The sequence below is a fragment of the Mycobacterium sp. IDUB_21 genome (assembly GCF_055419425.1).
Window position 1 is genome coordinate 52,804 of record NZ_JBVAXQ010000009.1, and the last position, 16,993, is coordinate 69,796.

Sequence of the window (16,993 nt, forward strand, 5' to 3'; positions counted from 1 at the left end):
TTGTTGCAGGGACACCGCGTCACCGGTTGGGCAGGCGGACTTCCAGGGAATCGAGGATCGTCTGCTTGGCCTCGATGTAGTGCGGGTTGTCGGCGTCGGTGGTCTGGACGGTGACGGTGATCGCCCAGATCCGGTTCTTGGTGTTCTGCACGGCCACGATCAGGCCGGTCGCGGGCCGGCCCTGCAGGTTGTAGGTGATCGTTCTGCTCGCAAACCCCGACACCGTTCCTGGGACGTCGGTGTCGAGCTCACCGACGAGTTCGGTGATCGCTGCGCGCTCCTTGGCCAAGGCCTGCGACGGAAGTCCGACCTGGCCGGTGAGTTCCTCGCACGTCACCACCGCGTTGGGGGTGAAGCCGTGCCGGCGCAGTTCCTGGTTGTAGAGCACACCGCGCAGCGGCGGGGAGTCGTTGCTGGGCATGAACTGCCAGCCCGGCGGCTTCGGGAGGGTGATCGTCGGTTCGTCGGTGTCGCGGGGATCCAAGGTGATCGGTCCATCGCCGGGCGGCTGATCGGCGGCTTCCATGCCAGGTCCTTTCGGTGCGTCAAGAACGAGAGCCAGGCCATCGCCCGACCGGCCAGCGCTTGCGGAGGTAGATGCCGCCGAAAGCGATGTAGGTGAGCATCGCTCCTCCGATGATTGCGCCGATCACGTCTGACGTCTCGGGGCTTTTCATGGAGCCGTAGAACCCGGTCGCAACCGATGCGGTGCACACCATCGGTCCGATGAGCCAAAAGATCCACTTTGACTTCGCGTTCTTGCGGGGATCCACGGGGATGGCGACAAGAAGCATGACGACCATGGCGATCAATATGGCGGCGTTTGCGTTAGCGATGGTAATCAATCTCCTTTGCCGTGCATCTCAGCCGAACAATCCGTGCCAAACACTCGAAACTTCCTCGCCCACGTCCTTACCGAACTCGCTGCCGAGCCAGCCGCCGACGACCGCCCCGGCGCCGGCGCCCAAGACTGCGCCGACGGCGGTTCCCGGCCCTGGGCCGAAAAACGTGCCGATGGTAGCCCCCACCGTCGCGCCTGTCTCCGCGCCCATGCCCGCACCCACCAATCCGCCGGTAATGTCGCCTGCGGTTTTAGGCACCACGTCGACCAGGGCGGTGCTTAAGGGGACACCGTTGTTCACGTCGTTGGTGATCTCGAAGTACCCATTCGCGAAACTGACGACGTTGCCCGCGACACCCAGGCGTTTGCCGAACTTCTCGACGCTCTCCATGGCTTGCGACGTCGGGACGCCGCCGGGGATCGCGGTGCTCGGTGATCCGCCCGGAACGAATGCCGGCAGGTCCGGCCGGACCCAGGGCAGGTTACCTTGCCGTCCTGCCGCCGCTAGGCCGTCGCCGACGTTCCCCCAGTTCCCACCGATTTTCGTCGCTCCGGGCGGCGGTACCAGTGGCCCCCCGGGTCGGGTCATCACCGGTGTGCCGGGCGCCAGCCAGGGCGCGATAACCCCGGCGGCGCCGTTACCGCCCGTGCCGTCGGACGCCCCCGGGCCGTTGCTCGCCCCACCGGCCCCGCCGTCGGTGCCGGGACGGCCGTCAGGTGTGCCGTTGGTGTGACCGGCGGCCCCCGCGCCGCCGTCGGCACCCCCGGCCGGCGCCTGCTCGGCGTCGTACTTGCGAATATCGGGGTTGTAGCCGTCTTTTACGCGCAGGTTGGTCAGGGCCTGCTGCAGGGTCTTGGAGTAGGTGTCGCGAATGAACGTGGCGTTGTGCAGTGCTGTGGCGGTGTCGTTGTGGGCCAGCTGACGAGCCTGCTGGATGTCGGCGTCGTGGTTCTGTCCCTGGCTGGCTTGGCTGAGGTAGACACCGATACGGGCGTCGAGGACCAGCAGGTTGGCGTTGAGTGCGGTGGTATTGGCCTGGGAGGCCGCGCGGGCCTGGGCCAGGTCGCCGGCGATGGTCTCCAGGTCGGCGGCGATCTGGCCGAGTTGCGCGTTGGTGGCGTGCAGGCCGTCTTTGACGCGTTGCACCTCGGCGCCGTTGTTGATCGGTTGTTCACCGTTTTCTCGGTTGTACTGCTGGAAGTGCTGCTGGGCCGTTTGGAAGGTCTGCTCGGCGGCGGTGGCCGAGCCGGCGGCCTGATGGAACGCCTGGGCGAGGAAGTTGATCTGGGTCGGACTGCCGGCCTGCAAGCTGTCGTCGACCGCCCAGGGGTCACCGCCGCCGGCGGCGATGAGATCGGCGACTTGCAGGTGTTGCAGAGTCGGGCGGCTCACTGCCCGGAGCCGGGGGCTACGTCTCGCAGCAGCTTTGCGTTGTGGTTGTCCATGCGAGTGAAGGTGGTGGCGGCGGTGCGCACGTTCTCGGCGATGCCGACGAGGTTGCGGTGGTGATCCTGCAGCGCGTCGCGATGGTCGTCTTTTGCGCTGCCCAGCGCGGTGTGGAAGCTGTGTGCGTCCTCGAAGTCACCGAACATCCCGGCGTTCACACCGGCCAGCCCGAGTCGCTGGGAGCCGGTATCGGCGTGCCCACCGGCGTCATCGGAGACGTCGGCCCCGGTGCGTAACGCATGTGGGTTGACGTGCATCGCTTGCTACCTTCCGGTCTGCTTTGTCCGAGCTCAAAGCGTACCGGTGGACGCGACGCCGTCAATTCAGCTCAGTCGCGCGGCTTGCGCGGCTTGCGTTTGATGCCCACCCCACCCCACAGCGAGAAGCCGCGGATCCGCACCGTTGGGGCGCCCGGGGTGCCCTGGCCCTCGACGTGCTGGTCGAAACCGCCCATCACTCCGTGCCCCTGGATGTCGACGTTGACTTCCGGCGGCAGCAGAATGGTCTGCCCGCCCATGATGGAGTAGGCGTTGATCTCGACGTCCGGTGCGGTGAAGTCCGCGTAGCGCAGATCGATGACCCCGCCGCCCCACAGCGAGAACGTGGTCAGCCGCTTGGGTACGTTCCACCGTCCGCGCCGCTCAAAAGAGCTCATGATCGCCAGCAGCAGCGTGGAGGGCGCGGGTTTGCAGTCGCCGCCGCGGTGCGGGCAGACCGAGGAACCGGGAAGGTCGGCGCGTAACCCGTCGAGCTCGTCGTAGGTCTGTGCCGCGTAGGCCCTGGCCAGCCGGTCCTCGTACTCACGCATCGGCAGTTGGCCCTGCGCAGCGGCGTCACCGAGCAGCTGCGCCAACTGGATCCGGTCGGTATCCGCGGCGCGCGGGGGCGCGCCGTGGGAGTCGTGGGTTCGTCGGGCTGAATTCCTCATTGGCTAGACAGCCTACGACGAACCGATTTGCCGTAAGCACGGTTGGGCAAAGTAGCTAGCTCGTCCAGCTGGGCGGACGTTTCTGCAGGAACGCCAGCATCCCTTCGCGGGCCTCGTCGGAGACGAACATCCGTGCCGAGGCCACGCTGAGCCGCTCCGCGTCGCGGTCGAACCCGGCGAGCACCGCAGCGGTGGTCAGCGCCTTGGAGGCCGCCAACCCCTGCGGGGATCCGAGCCGCAGGTTGGCGACCAGGCCGGCGACGGTGGCCTGCAGGTCGCCCTCCTTCTCCACAGCCAGGGTGATCAGCCCGATCGCGGCGGCTTCGGCCGCGCCGAACTTCTCGCCGGTCAGGTAGTAGCGGGCGGCTGCCCGGGCGGACAGCTTGGGCAGCAGTGTCAGCGAAATGATCGACGGAGCCACGCCGATCCGGGCCTCGGTCAGGGCGAAGGTGCTGGCAGGCCCGGCGACCGCGATGTCGCACGCGCCGACCAGCCCCATGCCGCCGGCGCGCACGTGACCGTCGACCGCCGCGATCACCGGCCGCGGTGACTCCACGATCGCCCGCAGCAGGGCCGCCATTTCGCGGGCCCGGTCGGCGGCCAGGTCGCCCGGGTCGCCCTCGCGGGCTTCGCTCAGGTCCGCGCCGGCACAGAACGTGTTGCCGGTGTGGCCGAGCACCACCACCCGCACGTTCGGGTCGGCCGCTGCGTCGCGCAGGCCGGCGTGCAGTTGGGTGACCAAGGTGGACGACAGCGCGTTGCGGTTGTGCGGCGAGTCCAGGGTCAGCCGGGCCGAGCCATCTCCGGTGTCCTCGGGTCCGGTGTAGGAAACCAGCGTGTCCATCAGTACGACCGGGGCAGGCCCAACGACGTCTGCGCGACGAAGTTGAGGATCATCTCCCGGCTCACCGGCGCGATCCGGGCCAGCCGGGACGCGGCGATCGCCGCGGCGATGCCGTACTCCTTGGTCAGCCCGTTGCCGCCGAGCGACTGCACTGCCTGGTCGACCGCCCGCGTCGATGCCTCGCCGGCGGCGTACTTGGCCATGTTGGCTGCCTCCGCGGCGCCGAAGTCGTCGCCGGCGTCGTAGAGCGTCGCCGCCTTCTGCATCATCAGTTTGGCCAACTGGATCTCGATGTGGTTCTGGGCCAGCGGATGTGACAGGCCCTGGTGTGCTCCGATCGGGGTCTTCCACACCTGCCGGGTGGTGACGTAGTCGACGGCCTTGCCGATCGCGAAGCGGCCCATGCCGACGGCGCTGGCCGCGCCCATGATGCGCTCCGGGTTGAGGCCGGCGAACAATTGCGCGATGGCGGCGTCCTCGGAACCCACCAACGCATCAGCCGGCAGTCGCACGTCGTCGAGGAACACCTGGAACTGGCGTTCCGGGCTGACAATCTCCATCTCGATCGGCGTGTAGTTCAGCCCGGGGGTGTCCGTGGGAATCACGAACAGGGCCGGGCGCAGGTTGCCGGTCTTGGCGTCTTCGCTGCGGCCGACCATCAGCACCGCCTGCGCCTGGTCGATTCCGGAGATGAAGGTCTTCTGGCCCTTGAGGATCCAGTCCGGCCCGTCGCGGCGCGCGGTGGTGGTGATCTTGTGCGAGTTCGACCCGGCGTCCGGTTCGGTGATGGCGAACGCCATGGTCAGCGACCCGTCGGCGATGCCGGGAATCCACCGCTTCTTCTGCTCGTCGGTGCCGAACTTGGAGATGATGGTGCCGTTGATGGCCGGCGACACGACCATCATCAGCAGCGCGCAGCCGTTCGCCGACATCTCTTCCATGACCAGCGACAGCTCATACATGCCGGCGCCGCCGCCGCCGTACTCCTCGGGCAGGTTGACGCCGATGAAGCCGAGCTTGCCGGCCTCGTTCCACAATTCGTCGGTGTGCTGCCCCGAGCGTGCCTTCTCCAGGTAGTAGTCCTGGCCGTAGTTCTTTGCCATCGCGGCGACCGCCTCGCGCAGTGCCCGACGTTCGTCGCTTTCGATGAAGCTGGTGTCGCTCGTGGAATCGGTCACAGCGGATCTCCTTCTACTGATGCTTCGGGCATTTCGACACGGGCCAGCACGGCGCCGACCTCTACCTGATCGCCGGGTTTGACGTTGAGGTGGGTGAGTACCCCGTCGGCCGGTGCGCTGATGGTGTGCTCCATCTTCATGGCCTCCAGCCAGATCAGCGGTTGGCCGGCGGTCACCGGGTCGCCGAGCTCGGCACCCAACCGGATCACGTTGCCCGGCATCGGTGCCAGCAGTGACCCCTGTTCGACGGCGGATTCGGGGTCGGGGAATCGCGGTAACGCCACCAAGTGCACCGGGCCGGCCGGGGAGTCGACGTAGACGTCCTGGAAAGCCGGGCCGTAGCGGGCGACGCTGAACGTGCGCGCGACGCCGGCCGGGTCGGCCAGCACCACCTCGTCCGGACTGGATGAGACCAGGCTGATCTCGTCGTTGATGGTCAAACCGGTTCGGGTGAAACGGTATTCGATTCGATATTCGACACCGTCGTCATCGGCGTAGGTCTTGGTCTGGAACCCCGACGCCACGTTGCGCCAGCCGCTGGGAAGCGAGCCGAATACCTCTGCGGTGGCCCGGTTGTGCGCGGCGTCGGCCAGTGCCGCCGCCACCGCCGATGTCCGGACGGTCCCGGCGTCGGCCAGCGGTGCGGACAACTCGGGCAGGCCGTGGGTGTCGAAGAACGCCGTGTCGGTGGCGCCTTCGAGAAACGCCGGGTGCCGCAGCACGTTGACCAGCAGGTCGCGGTTGGTGCGCAGCCCGTGCAGCCGGGCGCGTGCCAACGCGCCTGCCAGTACCGCCGCCGCCTGACGGCGGGTGGGCGCGTAGCTGATCACCTTGGCCAGCATCGGGTCGTAGTGGATGGACACCGTCGACCCGTCGTCGATGCCGGAGTCCAGCCGAACCCCGGTGTGCCCGCACAGCGTGTGGAATCGTGCGGCCACTCCGGGGATGTCGATGGCGTGCACCGGCCCGGCCTGCGGCTGCCAGCCCCGGGCCGGGTCCTCGGCGTACAACCGCGCCTCGATCGAATGGCCGTGCGATGCAGGCGGTTGCGGCTCGAGCCGGGCGCCGTCGGCCACCGCCAACTGCAGCTCGACCAGATCGCAGCCGGTGGTCTCCTCGGTGACCGGGTGCTCGACCTGCAGCCGGGTGTTCATCTCCAGGAAGTAGAACTCGCCGCGGGAGTCGGCCAAGAACTCCACGGTGCCCGCACCGGTGTAGCCGATCGCGCTGGCCGCCAGCCGGGCGGCCTCGAACAGCTTGTCGCGCATCCCGGGGGTGCGTTCCACCAACGGTGACGGCGCCTCTTCGATGACCTTCTGGTGGCGGCGCTGAATCGAGCATTCCCGCTCACCGACCGGCCACACCGTGCCGTGCTGATCGGCCATCACCTGCACTTCGATGTGATGCCCGGTTGGCAGGTAGCGCTCGCAGAACACCGTCGGGTCGCCGAACGCCGAAGCGGCCTCGCGCTGGGCGGCCTCGACTTCGCCTGCCAGGGAAGATAATTCGCTGACCACCCGCATGCCGCGGCCACCGCCGCCCGCGGAGGCTTTCACCAGCACCGGCAGTTGAGCGGCGGTGACGGTTGCCGGGTCGAGTTCTTCGAGAACCGGCACGCCCGCGGCGGCCATCATCTTCTTCGACTCGATCTTGGAGCCCATCGAGGTCACCGCGGCCACCGGCGGCCCGATCCAGGTCAGACCGGCGGCCTGCACGGCCGCGGCGAAGTCGGCGTTCTCGGAAAGGAATCCGTAGCCGGGATGGATGGCGTCGGCGCCGGCGGCCTGCGCCGCGGCGATGATCGCCTCGGCAGACAGGTAGCTGGTGGTCTCCGGCAGGCGCACCTTCGCGTCGGCTTCGGTGACGTGCGGCATGTTCGCGTCGGGGTCGGTGTAGACCGCGACCGTGCCCAGGCCCAGTCGACGGCAGGTCGCGAAGACCCGTCGGGCGATCTCGCCGCGGTTGGCCACCAGAACAGTGCTGATCATTGACTCCGCCTTCTGCTCTTCGCGCAAGCGCTCATCGCGCTCACATCCGGAAGACGCCGAAGTTCGACGTCCCCTCGACCGGGCCACTGGCTATGGCGGACAAACACATTCCCAATACCGTGCGGGTGTCGCGCGGGTCGATCACCCCGTCGTCGTAGAGCATCCCCGACAGTACGAGTGGCAGCGACTCGGCTTCGATCTGACCTTCGACCATGGCGCGCATGGCGGCATCGGCCGCCTCGTCGACCTGTTGGCCGCGGGCCTCGGTGGCTGCCCGGCTCACGATCGACAGCACGCCGGCGAGCTGTGCCCCGCCCATCACCGAGGACTTGGCCGACGGCCAGGCAAACAGAAAACGGGGATCGTAGGCGCGCCCGCACATGCCGTAGTGTCCGGCGCCATAGGAGGCGCCGAGCAGCAGCGAGATGTGCGGCACCGTCGAGTTGGACACGGCGTTGATCATCATCGAGCCGTGCTTGATCATCCCGCCCTCTTCGTAGTCCTTGCCCACCATGTAGCCGGTGGTGTTGTGCAGGAACAACAGTGGGGTGTTGGAGCGGTTGGCCAACTGGATGAACTGGGTGGCCTTCTGGGATTCCTCGCTGAACAGCACGCCCCGCGCATTGGCCAGGATGCCGATCGGATATCCGTGCAGCTGTGCCCAACCCGTCACCAAGGATGACCCGTAGAGCGGTTTGAACTCATCGAAGTCGGAGCCGTCGACGATCCGGGCGATCACCTCGCGCGGGTCGAACGGGACGCGCAGGTCCGCGGGCACGATGCCGATCAGTTCTTCGGAGTCGAACAGCGGCTCGGTCACCGGCTTCGGCTTCGGGCCCTGCTTGACCCAGTTCAGCCGGGCCACGATCCGTCGACCGATCCGCACCGCGTCAAGCTCGTCGTTGGCGAGGTAATCGCCCAGTCCTGAAGTGCGCGAGTGCATCTCGGCACCGCCGAGCGACTCGTCGTCGGACTCCTCGCCGGTGGCCATCTTCACCAGCGGAGGCCCGGCCAGGAATACCTTGGAACGTTCCTTGATCATCACCACGTGATCGGACATGCCGGGCACATAGGCCCCACCGGCGGTGGAGTTGCCGAATACCAGCGCGATGGTCGGGATGCCGGCGGCCGACAGTCGCGTCAGGTCGCGGAACATCTGACCGCCCGGGATGAAGACTTCCTTCTGGGTGGGCAGGTCCGCTCCGCCGGATTCCACCAGGGAGATCACCGGAAGCCGGTTCTCCAGAGCGATCTTGTTGGCCCGCAGGATCTTGCGCAGCGTCCACGGGTTGGACGTGCCACCCTTGACCGTCGGGTCGTTGGCGACGATCATGCACTCCACGCCTTCGACCGCGCCGATCCCGGTGACCAGGCTGGCCCCGACCTGGAAGGCACTGCCCCAGGCAGCCAGCGGGCACAGCTCCAGGAACGGTGAGTCGGCGTCGATCAGAGCTTCGATGCGCTCCCGGGCGGTGAGCTTGCCGCGGGAATGGTGGCGCTCGACGTACTTGGGTCCGCCGCCGGCGAGTGCTTTGGCGTGCTCGGCGTCGATCTCGGCGAGTTTGTCGTTCAGCGCCTCCGCCGCCTCGGTGTAGGCGGGGGACATCGGATCGAGAGTGGATCGCAGTGTGCTCACGATTGGTATCCCAGCGTCTTGGCGGCCAGTGAGGTCAGGATCTCGGTGGTTCCACCGCCGATGCCGATGATGCGCATGTCCCGATACTGACGCTCCACCTCGGATTCGGCCATATAACCCATGCCGCCGAACAGCTGCACCGCCTGGTTGGCCACCCACTCGCCGGCCTCCACCGCGGTGTTCTTGGCGAAACACACCGAAGCGAAAAGGTTGACCTCGGCTGTATCTGATGTCGCCGCCTCCGCGGCTCCGGCTAGCTGCCGCTCGACGACGTGGCGGGTGTACACCCGGGCCACGTCGATGCGGCGGGCCATCTCGGCCAGGGTGTTCTGCACCGCCTGCCGGGAGATCAGCGGCCGGCCGAAGGTCTCCCGATCCCGGCACCACGCCAGGGTCAGCTCCAGGCAACGCTGCGCGCTGGCATAGGCCTGCGCTGCCAGCCCGACTCGCTCGGAGACGAAGGCCGACGCGATCTGGGCGAAGCCGGTGTTCTCGACGCCGACCAGGTTGGCCACCGGCACCCGGGCGTCGACGTAGGACAGTTCGGCGGTGTCCGAGGAGCGCCAGCCCATCTTCTCCAGCTTGCGGCTCACCTCAAACCCGGGCGTGCCCTTCTCGACCACCAGCAGCGACACCCCGGCCGCCCCGGGCCCGCCGGTGCGCACCGCGGTGACGACATAGTCGGCGCGCACCGCGGAGGTGATGAAGGTTTTGGCGCCGTTGACCACGTAGTGATCACCGTCGCGGACAGCCGTGGTGCGCAGGTGCCCGACGTCCGAACCGCCGCCGGGCTCGGTGATGGCCAGCGCGCCGATCTTCTCTCCCGCCAGGGTCGGACGGACGAACTCCTCGATCAGCCGGGGGTCGCCCGAGGCGATCATGTGCGGCACGGCGATGCCGCAGGTGAACAGGGAGGCGAACACCCCGCCGGGCGCGCCGGCCTGGTGCATCTCCTCGCAGATGACGACCGCGTCGGCGCCGTCGCCGCCACTGCCGCCGACCTCCTCGGGGAAGCCCGCACCCAACAAGCCGACTTCTGCGGCCTTGCGGTGCAGCTCGCGGGGCAGGTCGCCGGAGCGCTCCCACTCGTCGACGTGCGGTGAGATTTCGCGCTCGACGAAGCCGCGCACGGTCTTGCGCAGCGCTTGGCGCTCCGCGGTAGTCCAGATACTCACGATTTCCCTTCTGACAGCAGCTGCTCGGGTATCTCGAGGTGACGACTGCGCAGCCATTCGCCCAGCCCCTTGGCCTGCGGGTCGAATCGGGCCTGGTAGGCCACGCCCTGCCCGAGGATGCCCTCGATGACGAAGTTCACCGCGCGCAACTTCGGCAACAGGTGGCGGGTGACCGGCAACTCGGCGGTCTCGGGCAGCAGCTCGCGCAGCTTCTCCGCGGTCAACGTGTGGGCCAGCCAGCGCCACTGCTCGTCGGTGCGCGCCCAGACCCCGACGTTGGCCGAGCCGCCCTTGTCTCCGCTGCGGGCGCCGGCGATCAATCCCAGCGGCACACGCCGGGTCGGGCCGACCGGTAGGGGCTCGGGCAGCGCCGGCGCGGCTGCTGTAGCCAGCTCACGTGTTTGCGAGGCGGCCGGGATGTCCACCCGAGTCCCGTCGGCGTGCACGGCGACGTGCGGCACCGCCGTGGCGTCGACATAGCCCGGGGTGAATACGCCGTAGACCTGGCCGTCGCCGGGCGGGGCGGTGACGCAGAACCCCGGATAGCTGGCCAGCGCGAGCTCGATGCCGGCCGCGGAGAATTTGCGGCCCACCTTGGCCGGGTCGGGGTCGCGCACCACGCAGTGCAGCAGAGCGCTGGCGGCCTCCTCGGTATCGGCGTCCGGGTGGTCGGTGCGGGCCAATGTCCACTCCAGCTCGGCCGGGCGGACCGTCATCGCCGCCTCCAGCTGGGTGCGCAGCAGCTCGGCTTTGGCCTCGATGTCCAGGCCGGTCAGCACGAAGGTGGTGGAGTTGCGGAAACCCCCGATGCTGTTCAGCGACACCTTGCAGGTCGGCGGCGGGGGTTCGCCGATCACGCCGGAGATGCGCACCCGGTCCTTCCCGTCGGGGAGAAGTTCGATGCTGTCCATCCGGGCGGTGACGTCGGGGTTGGCGTAGCGGGCCCCGGTGACTTCGTAGAGCAGTTGCGCGGTGACCGTGTCGACACTGACCAACCCGCCGGTGCCCGGATGCTTGGTGATCACCGATGACCCGTCGGCGTGGATCTCCGCGAGCGGGAAGCCGGGGTGCAGCATCTGCTGGGTGGGAATCTCGGTGAAGAAGGCGTAGTTGCCGCCGCTGGCCTGGATACCGCACTCGATCACGTGACCGGCGACCACTGCCCCGGCGAGCTGGTTGTAGTCGGTGCGACCCCAGCCGAAGTGGGCGGCTGCCGGGCCGACGATCACCGAGGCATCGGTGACCCGCCCGGTGATCACGACGTCCGCGCCACCGGCCAGGCACTCGGCGATACCCCACGCGCCCAGGTAGGCATTCGCGGTCAAAGGGGAGCCCAAACCCAACTCGGCGGCGCGGGGGAGCAGGTCGTCGCCTTCGACGTGGGCCACCCGCGCCGGAACCCCGAGCCGGTCGGCCAGCTCGCGCACCGCGTCGGCCAGACCGGCCGGATTGAGCCCGCCGGCATTGGCCACAATGCGAACACCCTTGTCCCGGGCCAGGCCGAGGCACTGTTCGAGCTGGGTGAGAAAGGTCTTGGCGTAGCCGCGCTCCGGATGCTTCATCCGGTCGCGCCCCAGGATCAGCATGGTCAGCTCGGCCAGGTAATCGCCGGTGAGATAGTCCAGCTCACCATCGGTGAGCATCTCGTGCATCGCGGCATGCCGGTCGCCGTAGAAGCCCGAGCAGTTGCCGATCCGAACCGTTGCCGTCATCCGCAATCCCATCACTCAACCAACCGGTAGGTTAGCCGGTACCGCCGGTGTCGCGTCAAGGCGGCTGAACCGCCGACGGTGCCATTTTGGAGCCGACGCTGATCACCGGCTATCCTTTTGCAGAAGTCCCGCCGTTGTTCTCTGGCGGCAACCCGCGAATTTGAGGAGAGGCTCGAGCATGGCCGTGCCGAAGCGCAGAATGTCGCGCGCGAACACCCGTTCCCGCCGCGCGCAGTGGAAGGCTGAGGCAACCGGCCTGGTCAACGTCTCGGTCGCCGGCCGCGCGCACAAGGTGCCGCGTCGGTTGCTCAAGGCGGCCCGCCTGGGCCTCATTGATCTCGACCGCCGCTAATTAGGCCCCGACACGACCGGCGCCTGACCCTCCAGATCGCCTTTCGGATGATTGGATAGCACGTATGGCTACCCGGGTACTGGTTGTTGATGATGACCGCGCGGTGCGTGAGTCGCTGCGCAGGTCTCTGTCGTTCAATGGTTATTCCGTCTCGCTGGCTACCGACGGTGTCGAGGCGCTCGAGGCGATCACCAGCGACCGCCCCGACGCGATGATCCTGGATGTCATGATGCCGCGGCTGGACGGTCTGGAAGTCTGTCGTCAGCTGCGCAGCACCGGTGACGACCTGCCGATCCTGGTGTTGACCGCCCGCGACTCGGTCTCCGAGCGGGTGGCCGGCCTGGACGCCGGCGCTGACGACTACCTGCCGAAACCGTTCGCCTTGGAGGAGTTGCTGGCGCGGATGCGGGCGTTGCTGCGCCGCACCACCGCCGAGGACCTGTCCGAATCGGTGGCGATGTCGTTCGAGGACCTGACGCTGGACCCGGTGACCCGCGAGGTCACCCGTGGCGACCGGCAGATCAGCCTGACCCGCACCGAGTTCGCGCTGTTGGAGATGCTGATCGCCAACCCGCGCCGGGTGCTCACCCGTAGCCGCATCCTCGAGGAGGTGTGGGGGTTCGACTTCCCCACCTCGGGCAATGCGCTGGAGGTCTACATCGGGTATCTGCGTCGCAAGACTGAGGCCGAAGGGGAGCCGCGGCTGATCTACACCGTGCGCGGGGTGGGTTATGTGCTCCGCGAGACCCCGCCCTGATGCAATTGTTCCACCGGCGGCAGGACGGCGCTTCGGCGCAGAACACTTCCCTGTCGCTGCGCTGGCGGGTGATGCTGCTGGCGATGTCGATGGTGGCGCTGGTGGTGGTGCTGATGGCCGTCGCCGTCTACGCGGTGATCTCCGCGGCGCTGTACAACGACATCGATAATCAACTGCAAAGTCGCACCGAGATGCTGATCGCCAGCGGCTCGCTGGCCGCCGATCCCCGCAAGGCGATCGAGGGCACCGCCTACTCGGACGTGAACGCCATGCTGGTCAATCCCGGCCGGTCGATCTACACCGCCAACCAGCCCGGCCAGCGGCTGCCGGTCGGACCGCAGGAGAAGGCCGTCATCCGGGGCGAGCTGTTCCTGTCGCGCCGCACTGCGGCCGGTCAGCGGGTGCTGGCCGTGCACCTGCCCAACGGCAGCACGCTGTTGATCTCCAAGAGCTTGGCGCCCACCCGGGCGGTGACGATGAAGCTGCGCTGGGTGCTGCTGGTCGTCGGCGGGGTCGGTGTCGTGGTGGCCGCGGTGGCCGGCGGAATGGTCACCCGGACCGGTCTGCGGCCGGTGGGCCGGCTGACCGATGCGGCCGAACGCGTGGCGCGCACCGATGACTTGCGGCCCATCCCGGTCTACGGCAGCGACGAATTGGCCCGGCTCACCGAGGCGTTCAATGCGATGTTGCGGGCACTGGCCGAGTCGCGGGAACGGCAGGCGCGACTCGTCGCCGACGCCGGGCACGAACTGAAGACACCGCTGACGTCGCTGCGCACCAACGTCGAACTGTTGATGGCGTCGGCGGCGCCCGGCGCTCCGCAACTGCCCGACGACGAGATGGCCGATCTGCGTGCCGACGCAATCGGCCAGATCGAGGAATTGTCCACGCTGGTAGGCGATTTGGTGGACCTCACCCGCGACGACCAACGTGAGGTCGCCAACGAACAGGTCGATGTCACTGAGGTCGTCGACCGCAGCATGGAGCGAGTCAGGCGGCGTCGCAACGACATCGAGTTCGACATCCAGGTGGTGCCGTGGCACGTGTACGGCGACGCCGCGGGTCTGTCGCGCGCGGTGCTCAACCTGCTCGACAACGCGGCCAAGTGGAGCCCCTCGGGCGGGGTCGTGGGGTTGCGGATGCGCCAGATCGACCCGACGCACGTGGAGATGATCGTGTCGGACCAGGGAACCGGAATCCCGGAGAACCAACGGGAATTGGTGTTCGAACGCTTCTACCGCTCGGATTCCGCGCGCGCTATGCCCGGCTCCGGCCTGGGGTTGGCGATCGTCAAACAGGTGGTGCTCAAACACGGTGGGGCGATCACCATCGAAGACACCGTCCCCGGAGCTCAGCCGCCCGGGACGTCGTTCCGGATGGTGCTGCCCGGCGGGCCCAGGTCCGCAGACCGGGTATCGGCCGGAGCAGTCACAGGCGGTTCTCAGTCCACCTAGGCATGGTGGTGAGGCAACTTCGCGTCTCTAGGAGTAGGCAACGACATGACGAACTACCCCGGGTACCCCCCGTCGCATCAGCAGCCGGAACGGTCCAACCCGACCGGTGCCCCGGTGGCTGAGCAACGCGGACCTGCCGGCTACCCGGGCCGTGGCGCGCAGGGCCCGTACTCGCAGTCGTATGACTGGCGCTACGCCCAACAGCAGGCACAACAGCAGGCCCAGTCGGCGTACCGCTCCGCCTACGACACCTCCTACGGCCGGCCGCCGATCCCGGGTCCGGGTACCCCCCCGAAGCGCTCCCGCACCGGGGCGCTGGTGCTGGGCGCGGCCGCCATCGCGGTGATGTCGGGCGTGACGGGCGGCGTGGTGGGTTCGGCACTGCACTCCGACCACAAACCGGCCGCCAGTGGCAGTCGCACGCCGGGCTTTCAGTCGCCGGGTGTGCCGGCCGCGGTGAGCCTGCCGGACGGCTCGGTCGAGAAGGTCGCGGCGAAAGTGGTGCCCAGCGTCGTCATGCTGGAGACCGATCTGGGACGGCAGTCCGAGGAGGGCTCGGGCATCATCTTGTCGGCCGACGGGATGATCCTGACCAACAACCACGTGGTGGCCGCCGCGGCCAAGGCGGACGCAACCTCCAAGGCGCCGCCGAAGACCACGGTGACGTTCGCCGACGGACGCACCGCGTCGTTCGCCGTGGTGGGGTCGGACCCGGCCAGTGACATCGCGGTGGTGCGTGTACAGGACGTCTCGGATCTGACCCCGATCACGCTCGGCTCGTCGGCGGACCTGCGGGTGGGCCAGCACGTGGTGGCGGTCGGGTCGCCGCTGGGCCTGGAGGGCACGGTGACGACCGGGATCGTCAGTGCCCTCAACCGGCCTGTCTCCACCAGTGGCGAGGCGGGCAATCAGAACACCGTGCTGGACGCGATCCAGACCGACGCGGCCATCAATCCGGGTAACTCGGGCGGGGCGCTGGTCAACATGAACGGCGACCTGGTCGGGATCAACTCTGCTATCGCGACGATGGGTGGGGACTCCGCCGAAGCTCAGAGCGGCTCGATCGGCCTGGGCTTCGCGATTCCGGTGGACCAGGCCAAGCGGATCGCCGACGAACTCATCAACTCGCCGGATCACACGGCGTCGCACGCCTCGTTGGGGGTGCGGGTCACCAGTGAGCGCAGCCTGCACGGCGCCAAGATCGTCGAGGTGGTGCCCGGGGAGGCGGCGTCGAAAGCCGGGCTGCCCGAAGGCGCGACGGTCACCGCTTTCGACAAGCGCCCGATCGGCAGTGCCGACGCACTGGTCGCCGCCGTGCGATCCAAGGCGCCAGGAGACCAGGTGACGCTGACCTACCTGGATGCCGGCGGAGCGTCCAAGAGCGCGCAGGTCACCCTCGGTAAAGCCCAGCAGTGACGGGACTGGTGGGTCCGCCGGATTCATGCGGCGGTCCCAGCTTCGCCTCTCCTTCGTCGAGCCTCGCTGAACCGCCGTCGGATTCCGGATATACGGTTGCACCCATGGAACAGACCCAAGAACTCGCCGGCCGCGCGCTCGTCGTCGTCGTCGACGACCGCACCGCGCACGGCGATGAGGACCACAACGGTCCGTTGGTCACCGAACTGCTGGCCGAAGGTGGGTTCATGGTCGACGGCGTGGTCGCCGTCGCCGCCGACGAGGTGGAAATCCGTAACGCGCTGAACACGGCGGTGATCGGTGGAGTCGACCTGGTCGTGTCGGTCGGCGGCACCGGGGTCACCCCGCGCGACGTCGCTCCCGAAGCGACCCGCGACATCCTGGACCGCGAGATCCTCGGCATCGCCGAAGCGCTGCGCGCATCCGCTCTGGCCGCCGGCATACCCGACGCCGGGTTGTCGCGTGGTCTGGCCGGGGTCTCGGGCAGCACCCTGGTGGTCAACCTGGCCGGTTCCCGTGCCGCGGTGCGCGACGGGATGGCGACGCTGAACCCGCTGGCGGCCGTGATCATCGGCCAACTGTCCAGCCTGGAGATCTAGGCGGCCATGCCCGGTCTCGGCGAGCACCAGGAGTCCTCGGACGAACGCGATCCGGACGACGCCCGCGATGCCGAGGAGCGCGAGCGGTGGCTGCGTGACAACGTCCCACCACATCACGGTTGAGAATCGACTTCGCCGAATTCCCCTAGCTATGTGACGAGCGCCACTACCGTTCGCGGTAGGCGGTGTAGCGCCGCTTCGCAGTGGAACCGTACGGAAGGGGAGTTGCGGTGCTCAAGGGATTCAAGAATTTCCTGATGCGTGACGACGTCATCACCGTCGCCATAGGTCTGGTGGTGGCGCTGGCGTTCTCCAACCTGGTCAAGGCCTTCACCGACAGCGTGATCAATCCGCTGGTCTCGGCCGCCCAGCCGGACGCCGACGGTCTGGGCCTCGGTTATCAACTGGGGGCGGAGGGTAACGAGGCGACGTTCATCGACCTCGGTGCATTTATCTCGGCGATCATCTACTTCATCGTGTTCATGGCGACCGTCTACTTCTTCATCGTGTTGCCTTACAAGCACATTCAGAAGCGCCGCGGGAAGACCGTATACGGCGACCCGGCGCCGACCAAGACCTGCGCGGAGTGCAAGTCCGAGATCGACCCCGAAGCGACCAAGTGCAAATTCTGCGCCAGCCCGCAGTCGGCCGCCGCAGCTTGACGGC

17 protein-coding genes are annotated in these 16,993 nt (G+C 68.0%); 6 read left to right on the forward strand and 11 right to left on the reverse strand.

Annotation, left to right across the window (positions count from 1 at the left end):
• Positions 1 to 19: 19 nt before the first annotated feature.
• The 11 genes from ACZYY4_RS14560 to ACZYY4_RS14610 all read right to left on the reverse strand — a co-directional run bounded on the left by ACZYY4_RS14560 (position 20) and on the right by ACZYY4_RS14610 (position 11,749).
• Positions 20 to 526: an LpqN/LpqT family lipoprotein gene (locus ACZYY4_RS14560; RefSeq protein ID WP_463810706.1), complete on the reverse strand. Its 507-nt coding sequence runs from the start codon at positions 524 to 526 to the stop codon at positions 20 to 22.
• Between the two features lie 19 nt (positions 527 to 545).
• Positions 546 to 803: a hypothetical protein gene (locus tag ACZYY4_RS14565; protein WP_463810707.1), complete on the reverse strand. Its 258-nt coding sequence runs from the start codon at positions 801 to 803 to the stop codon at positions 546 to 548.
• A 60-nt stretch (positions 804 to 863) separates the two neighbouring features.
• Positions 864 to 2,234, reverse strand: coding sequence for a putative alpha/beta hydrolase (locus tag ACZYY4_RS14570; RefSeq protein ID WP_463810708.1), 1,371 nt, complete (start codon positions 2,232 to 2,234; stop codon positions 864 to 866).
• The gene (locus ACZYY4_RS14575) at positions 2,231 to 2,545 is read right to left on the reverse strand and encodes a DUF2563 family protein (protein ID WP_463810709.1); all 315 of its coding nucleotides are present in this window, start codon (positions 2,543 to 2,545) and stop codon (positions 2,231 to 2,233) included. Before ACZYY4_RS14575 ends, ACZYY4_RS14570 begins: the two co-directional genes overlap by 4 nt.
• A 71-nt stretch (positions 2,546 to 2,616) precedes the next feature.
• Positions 2,617 to 3,216, reverse strand: coding sequence for a DUF1707 SHOCT-like domain-containing protein (locus ACZYY4_RS14580; protein WP_463810710.1), 600 nt, complete (start codon positions 3,214 to 3,216; stop codon positions 2,617 to 2,619).
• A 55-nt stretch (positions 3,217 to 3,271) separates the two neighbouring features.
• Positions 3,272 to 4,060 carry an enoyl-CoA hydratase family protein gene (locus tag ACZYY4_RS14585; RefSeq protein ID WP_463810711.1) on the reverse strand — a complete coding sequence of 263 codons (789 nt, stop codon included), beginning with the start codon at positions 4,058 to 4,060 and terminating at the stop codon, positions 3,272 to 3,274.
• Positions 4,060 to 5,238, reverse strand: a complete 1,179-nt coding sequence (locus ACZYY4_RS14590; RefSeq protein ID WP_463810712.1) for an acyl-CoA dehydrogenase family protein — start codon at positions 5,236 to 5,238, stop codon at positions 4,060 to 4,062. The genes ACZYY4_RS14585 and ACZYY4_RS14590 overlap by 1 nt, the downstream gene beginning before the upstream one ends.
• On the reverse strand, positions 5,235 to 7,226 hold the full coding sequence (locus tag ACZYY4_RS14595) for an ATP-binding protein (protein ID WP_463810713.1): 1,992 nt from the start codon (positions 7,224 to 7,226) through the stop codon (positions 5,235 to 5,237). The genes ACZYY4_RS14590 and ACZYY4_RS14595 overlap by 4 nt, the downstream gene beginning before the upstream one ends.
• 40 nt (positions 7,227 to 7,266) lie before the next feature.
• Positions 7,267 to 8,832: an acyl-CoA carboxylase subunit beta gene (locus tag ACZYY4_RS14600; RefSeq protein ID WP_463810842.1), complete on the reverse strand. Its 1,566-nt coding sequence runs from the start codon at positions 8,830 to 8,832 to the stop codon at positions 7,267 to 7,269.
• 26 nt (positions 8,833 to 8,858) lie between these two features.
• Positions 8,859 to 10,037, reverse strand: a complete 1,179-nt coding sequence (locus ACZYY4_RS14605; protein WP_463810714.1) for an acyl-CoA dehydrogenase family protein — start codon at positions 10,035 to 10,037, stop codon at positions 8,859 to 8,861.
• On the reverse strand, positions 10,034 to 11,749 hold the full coding sequence (locus ACZYY4_RS14610; RefSeq protein WP_463810715.1) for an acyclic terpene utilization AtuA family protein: 1,716 nt from the start codon (positions 11,747 to 11,749) through the stop codon (positions 10,034 to 10,036). Before ACZYY4_RS14610 ends, ACZYY4_RS14605 begins: the two co-directional genes overlap by 4 nt.
• Before the next feature lie 178 nt (positions 11,750 to 11,927).
• Between ACZYY4_RS14610 and rpmF the strand changes: the two genes are divergently transcribed.
• The 6 genes from rpmF to ACZYY4_RS14640 all read left to right on the forward strand — a co-directional run bounded on the left by rpmF (position 11,928) and on the right by ACZYY4_RS14640 (position 16,989).
• Positions 11,928 to 12,101, forward strand: a complete 174-nt coding sequence (gene rpmF / locus ACZYY4_RS14615) for a 50S ribosomal protein L32 (protein ID WP_013827873.1) — start codon at positions 11,928 to 11,930, stop codon at positions 12,099 to 12,101.
• Between the two features lie 64 nt (positions 12,102 to 12,165).
• Positions 12,166 to 12,858 carry a response regulator transcription factor gene (locus tag ACZYY4_RS14620; RefSeq protein ID WP_024442851.1) on the forward strand — a complete coding sequence of 231 codons (693 nt, stop codon included), beginning with the start codon at positions 12,166 to 12,168 and terminating at the stop codon, positions 12,856 to 12,858.
• Positions 12,858 to 14,312 (forward strand): HAMP domain-containing sensor histidine kinase, encoded by a 1,455-nt coding sequence (locus tag ACZYY4_RS14625; protein ID WP_463810716.1) that lies wholly within the window; start codon positions 12,858 to 12,860, stop codon positions 14,310 to 14,312. The genes ACZYY4_RS14620 and ACZYY4_RS14625 overlap by 1 nt, the downstream gene beginning before the upstream one ends.
• 45 nt (positions 14,313 to 14,357) lie before the next feature.
• On the forward strand, positions 14,358 to 15,728 hold the full coding sequence (locus ACZYY4_RS14630) for a S1C family serine protease (protein WP_463810717.1): 1,371 nt from the start codon (positions 14,358 to 14,360) through the stop codon (positions 15,726 to 15,728).
• 104 nt (positions 15,729 to 15,832) lie between these two features.
• Positions 15,833 to 16,327, forward strand: a complete 495-nt coding sequence (locus ACZYY4_RS14635) for a MogA/MoaB family molybdenum cofactor biosynthesis protein (RefSeq protein WP_463810718.1) — start codon at positions 15,833 to 15,835, stop codon at positions 16,325 to 16,327.
• A 230-nt stretch (positions 16,328 to 16,557) separates the two neighbouring features.
• Entirely contained in the window at positions 16,558 to 16,989 is a 432-nt protein-coding gene (locus ACZYY4_RS14640; RefSeq protein ID WP_463810719.1) for a large conductance mechanosensitive channel protein MscL, read from the forward strand.
• The last annotated feature ends 4 nt before the right edge of the window (positions 16,990 to 16,993 follow it).

What these genes read in the sequence shown, in the direction of transcription:
- ACZYY4_RS14560 (WP_463810706.1), bottom strand. Translation starts at nt 526, where the DNA reads ATGGAAGCCGCCGATCAGCCGCCCGGCGATGGACCGATCACCTTGGAT.
- ACZYY4_RS14565 (WP_463810707.1), bottom strand. Translation starts at nt 803, where the DNA reads ATGGTCGTCATGCTTCTTGTCGCCATCCCCGTGGATCCCCGCAAGAAC.
- ACZYY4_RS14575 (WP_463810709.1), bottom strand. Translation starts at nt 2,545, where the DNA reads ATGCACGTCAACCCACATGCGTTACGCACCGGGGCCGACGTCTCCGAT.
- ACZYY4_RS14580 (WP_463810710.1), bottom strand. Translation starts at nt 3,216, where the DNA reads ATGAGGAATTCAGCCCGACGAACCCACGACTCCCACGGCGCGCCCCCG.
- ACZYY4_RS14585 (WP_463810711.1), bottom strand. Translation starts at nt 4,060, where the DNA reads ATGGACACGCTGGTTTCCTACACCGGACCCGAGGACACCGGAGATGGC.
- ACZYY4_RS14595 (WP_463810713.1), bottom strand. Translation starts at nt 7,226, where the DNA reads ATGATCAGCACTGTTCTGGTGGCCAACCGCGGCGAGATCGCCCGACGG.
- ACZYY4_RS14600 (WP_463810842.1), bottom strand. Translation starts at nt 8,832, where the DNA reads ATGTCCCCCGCCTACACCGAGGCGGCGGAGGCGCTGAACGACAAACTC.
- ACZYY4_RS14610 (WP_463810715.1), bottom strand. Translation starts at nt 11,749, where the DNA reads ATGACGGCAACGGTTCGGATCGGCAACTGCTCGGGCTTCTACGGCGAC.
- rpmF (WP_013827873.1), top strand. Translation starts at nt 11,928, where the DNA reads ATGGCCGTGCCGAAGCGCAGAATGTCGCGCGCGAACACCCGTTCCCGC.
- ACZYY4_RS14620 (WP_024442851.1), top strand. Translation starts at nt 12,166, where the DNA reads ATGGCTACCCGGGTACTGGTTGTTGATGATGACCGCGCGGTGCGTGAG.
- ACZYY4_RS14625 (WP_463810716.1), top strand. Translation starts at nt 12,858, where the DNA reads ATGCAATTGTTCCACCGGCGGCAGGACGGCGCTTCGGCGCAGAACACT.
- ACZYY4_RS14630 (WP_463810717.1), top strand. Translation starts at nt 14,358, where the DNA reads ATGACGAACTACCCCGGGTACCCCCCGTCGCATCAGCAGCCGGAACGG.
- ACZYY4_RS14635 (WP_463810718.1), top strand. Translation starts at nt 15,833, where the DNA reads ATGGAACAGACCCAAGAACTCGCCGGCCGCGCGCTCGTCGTCGTCGTC.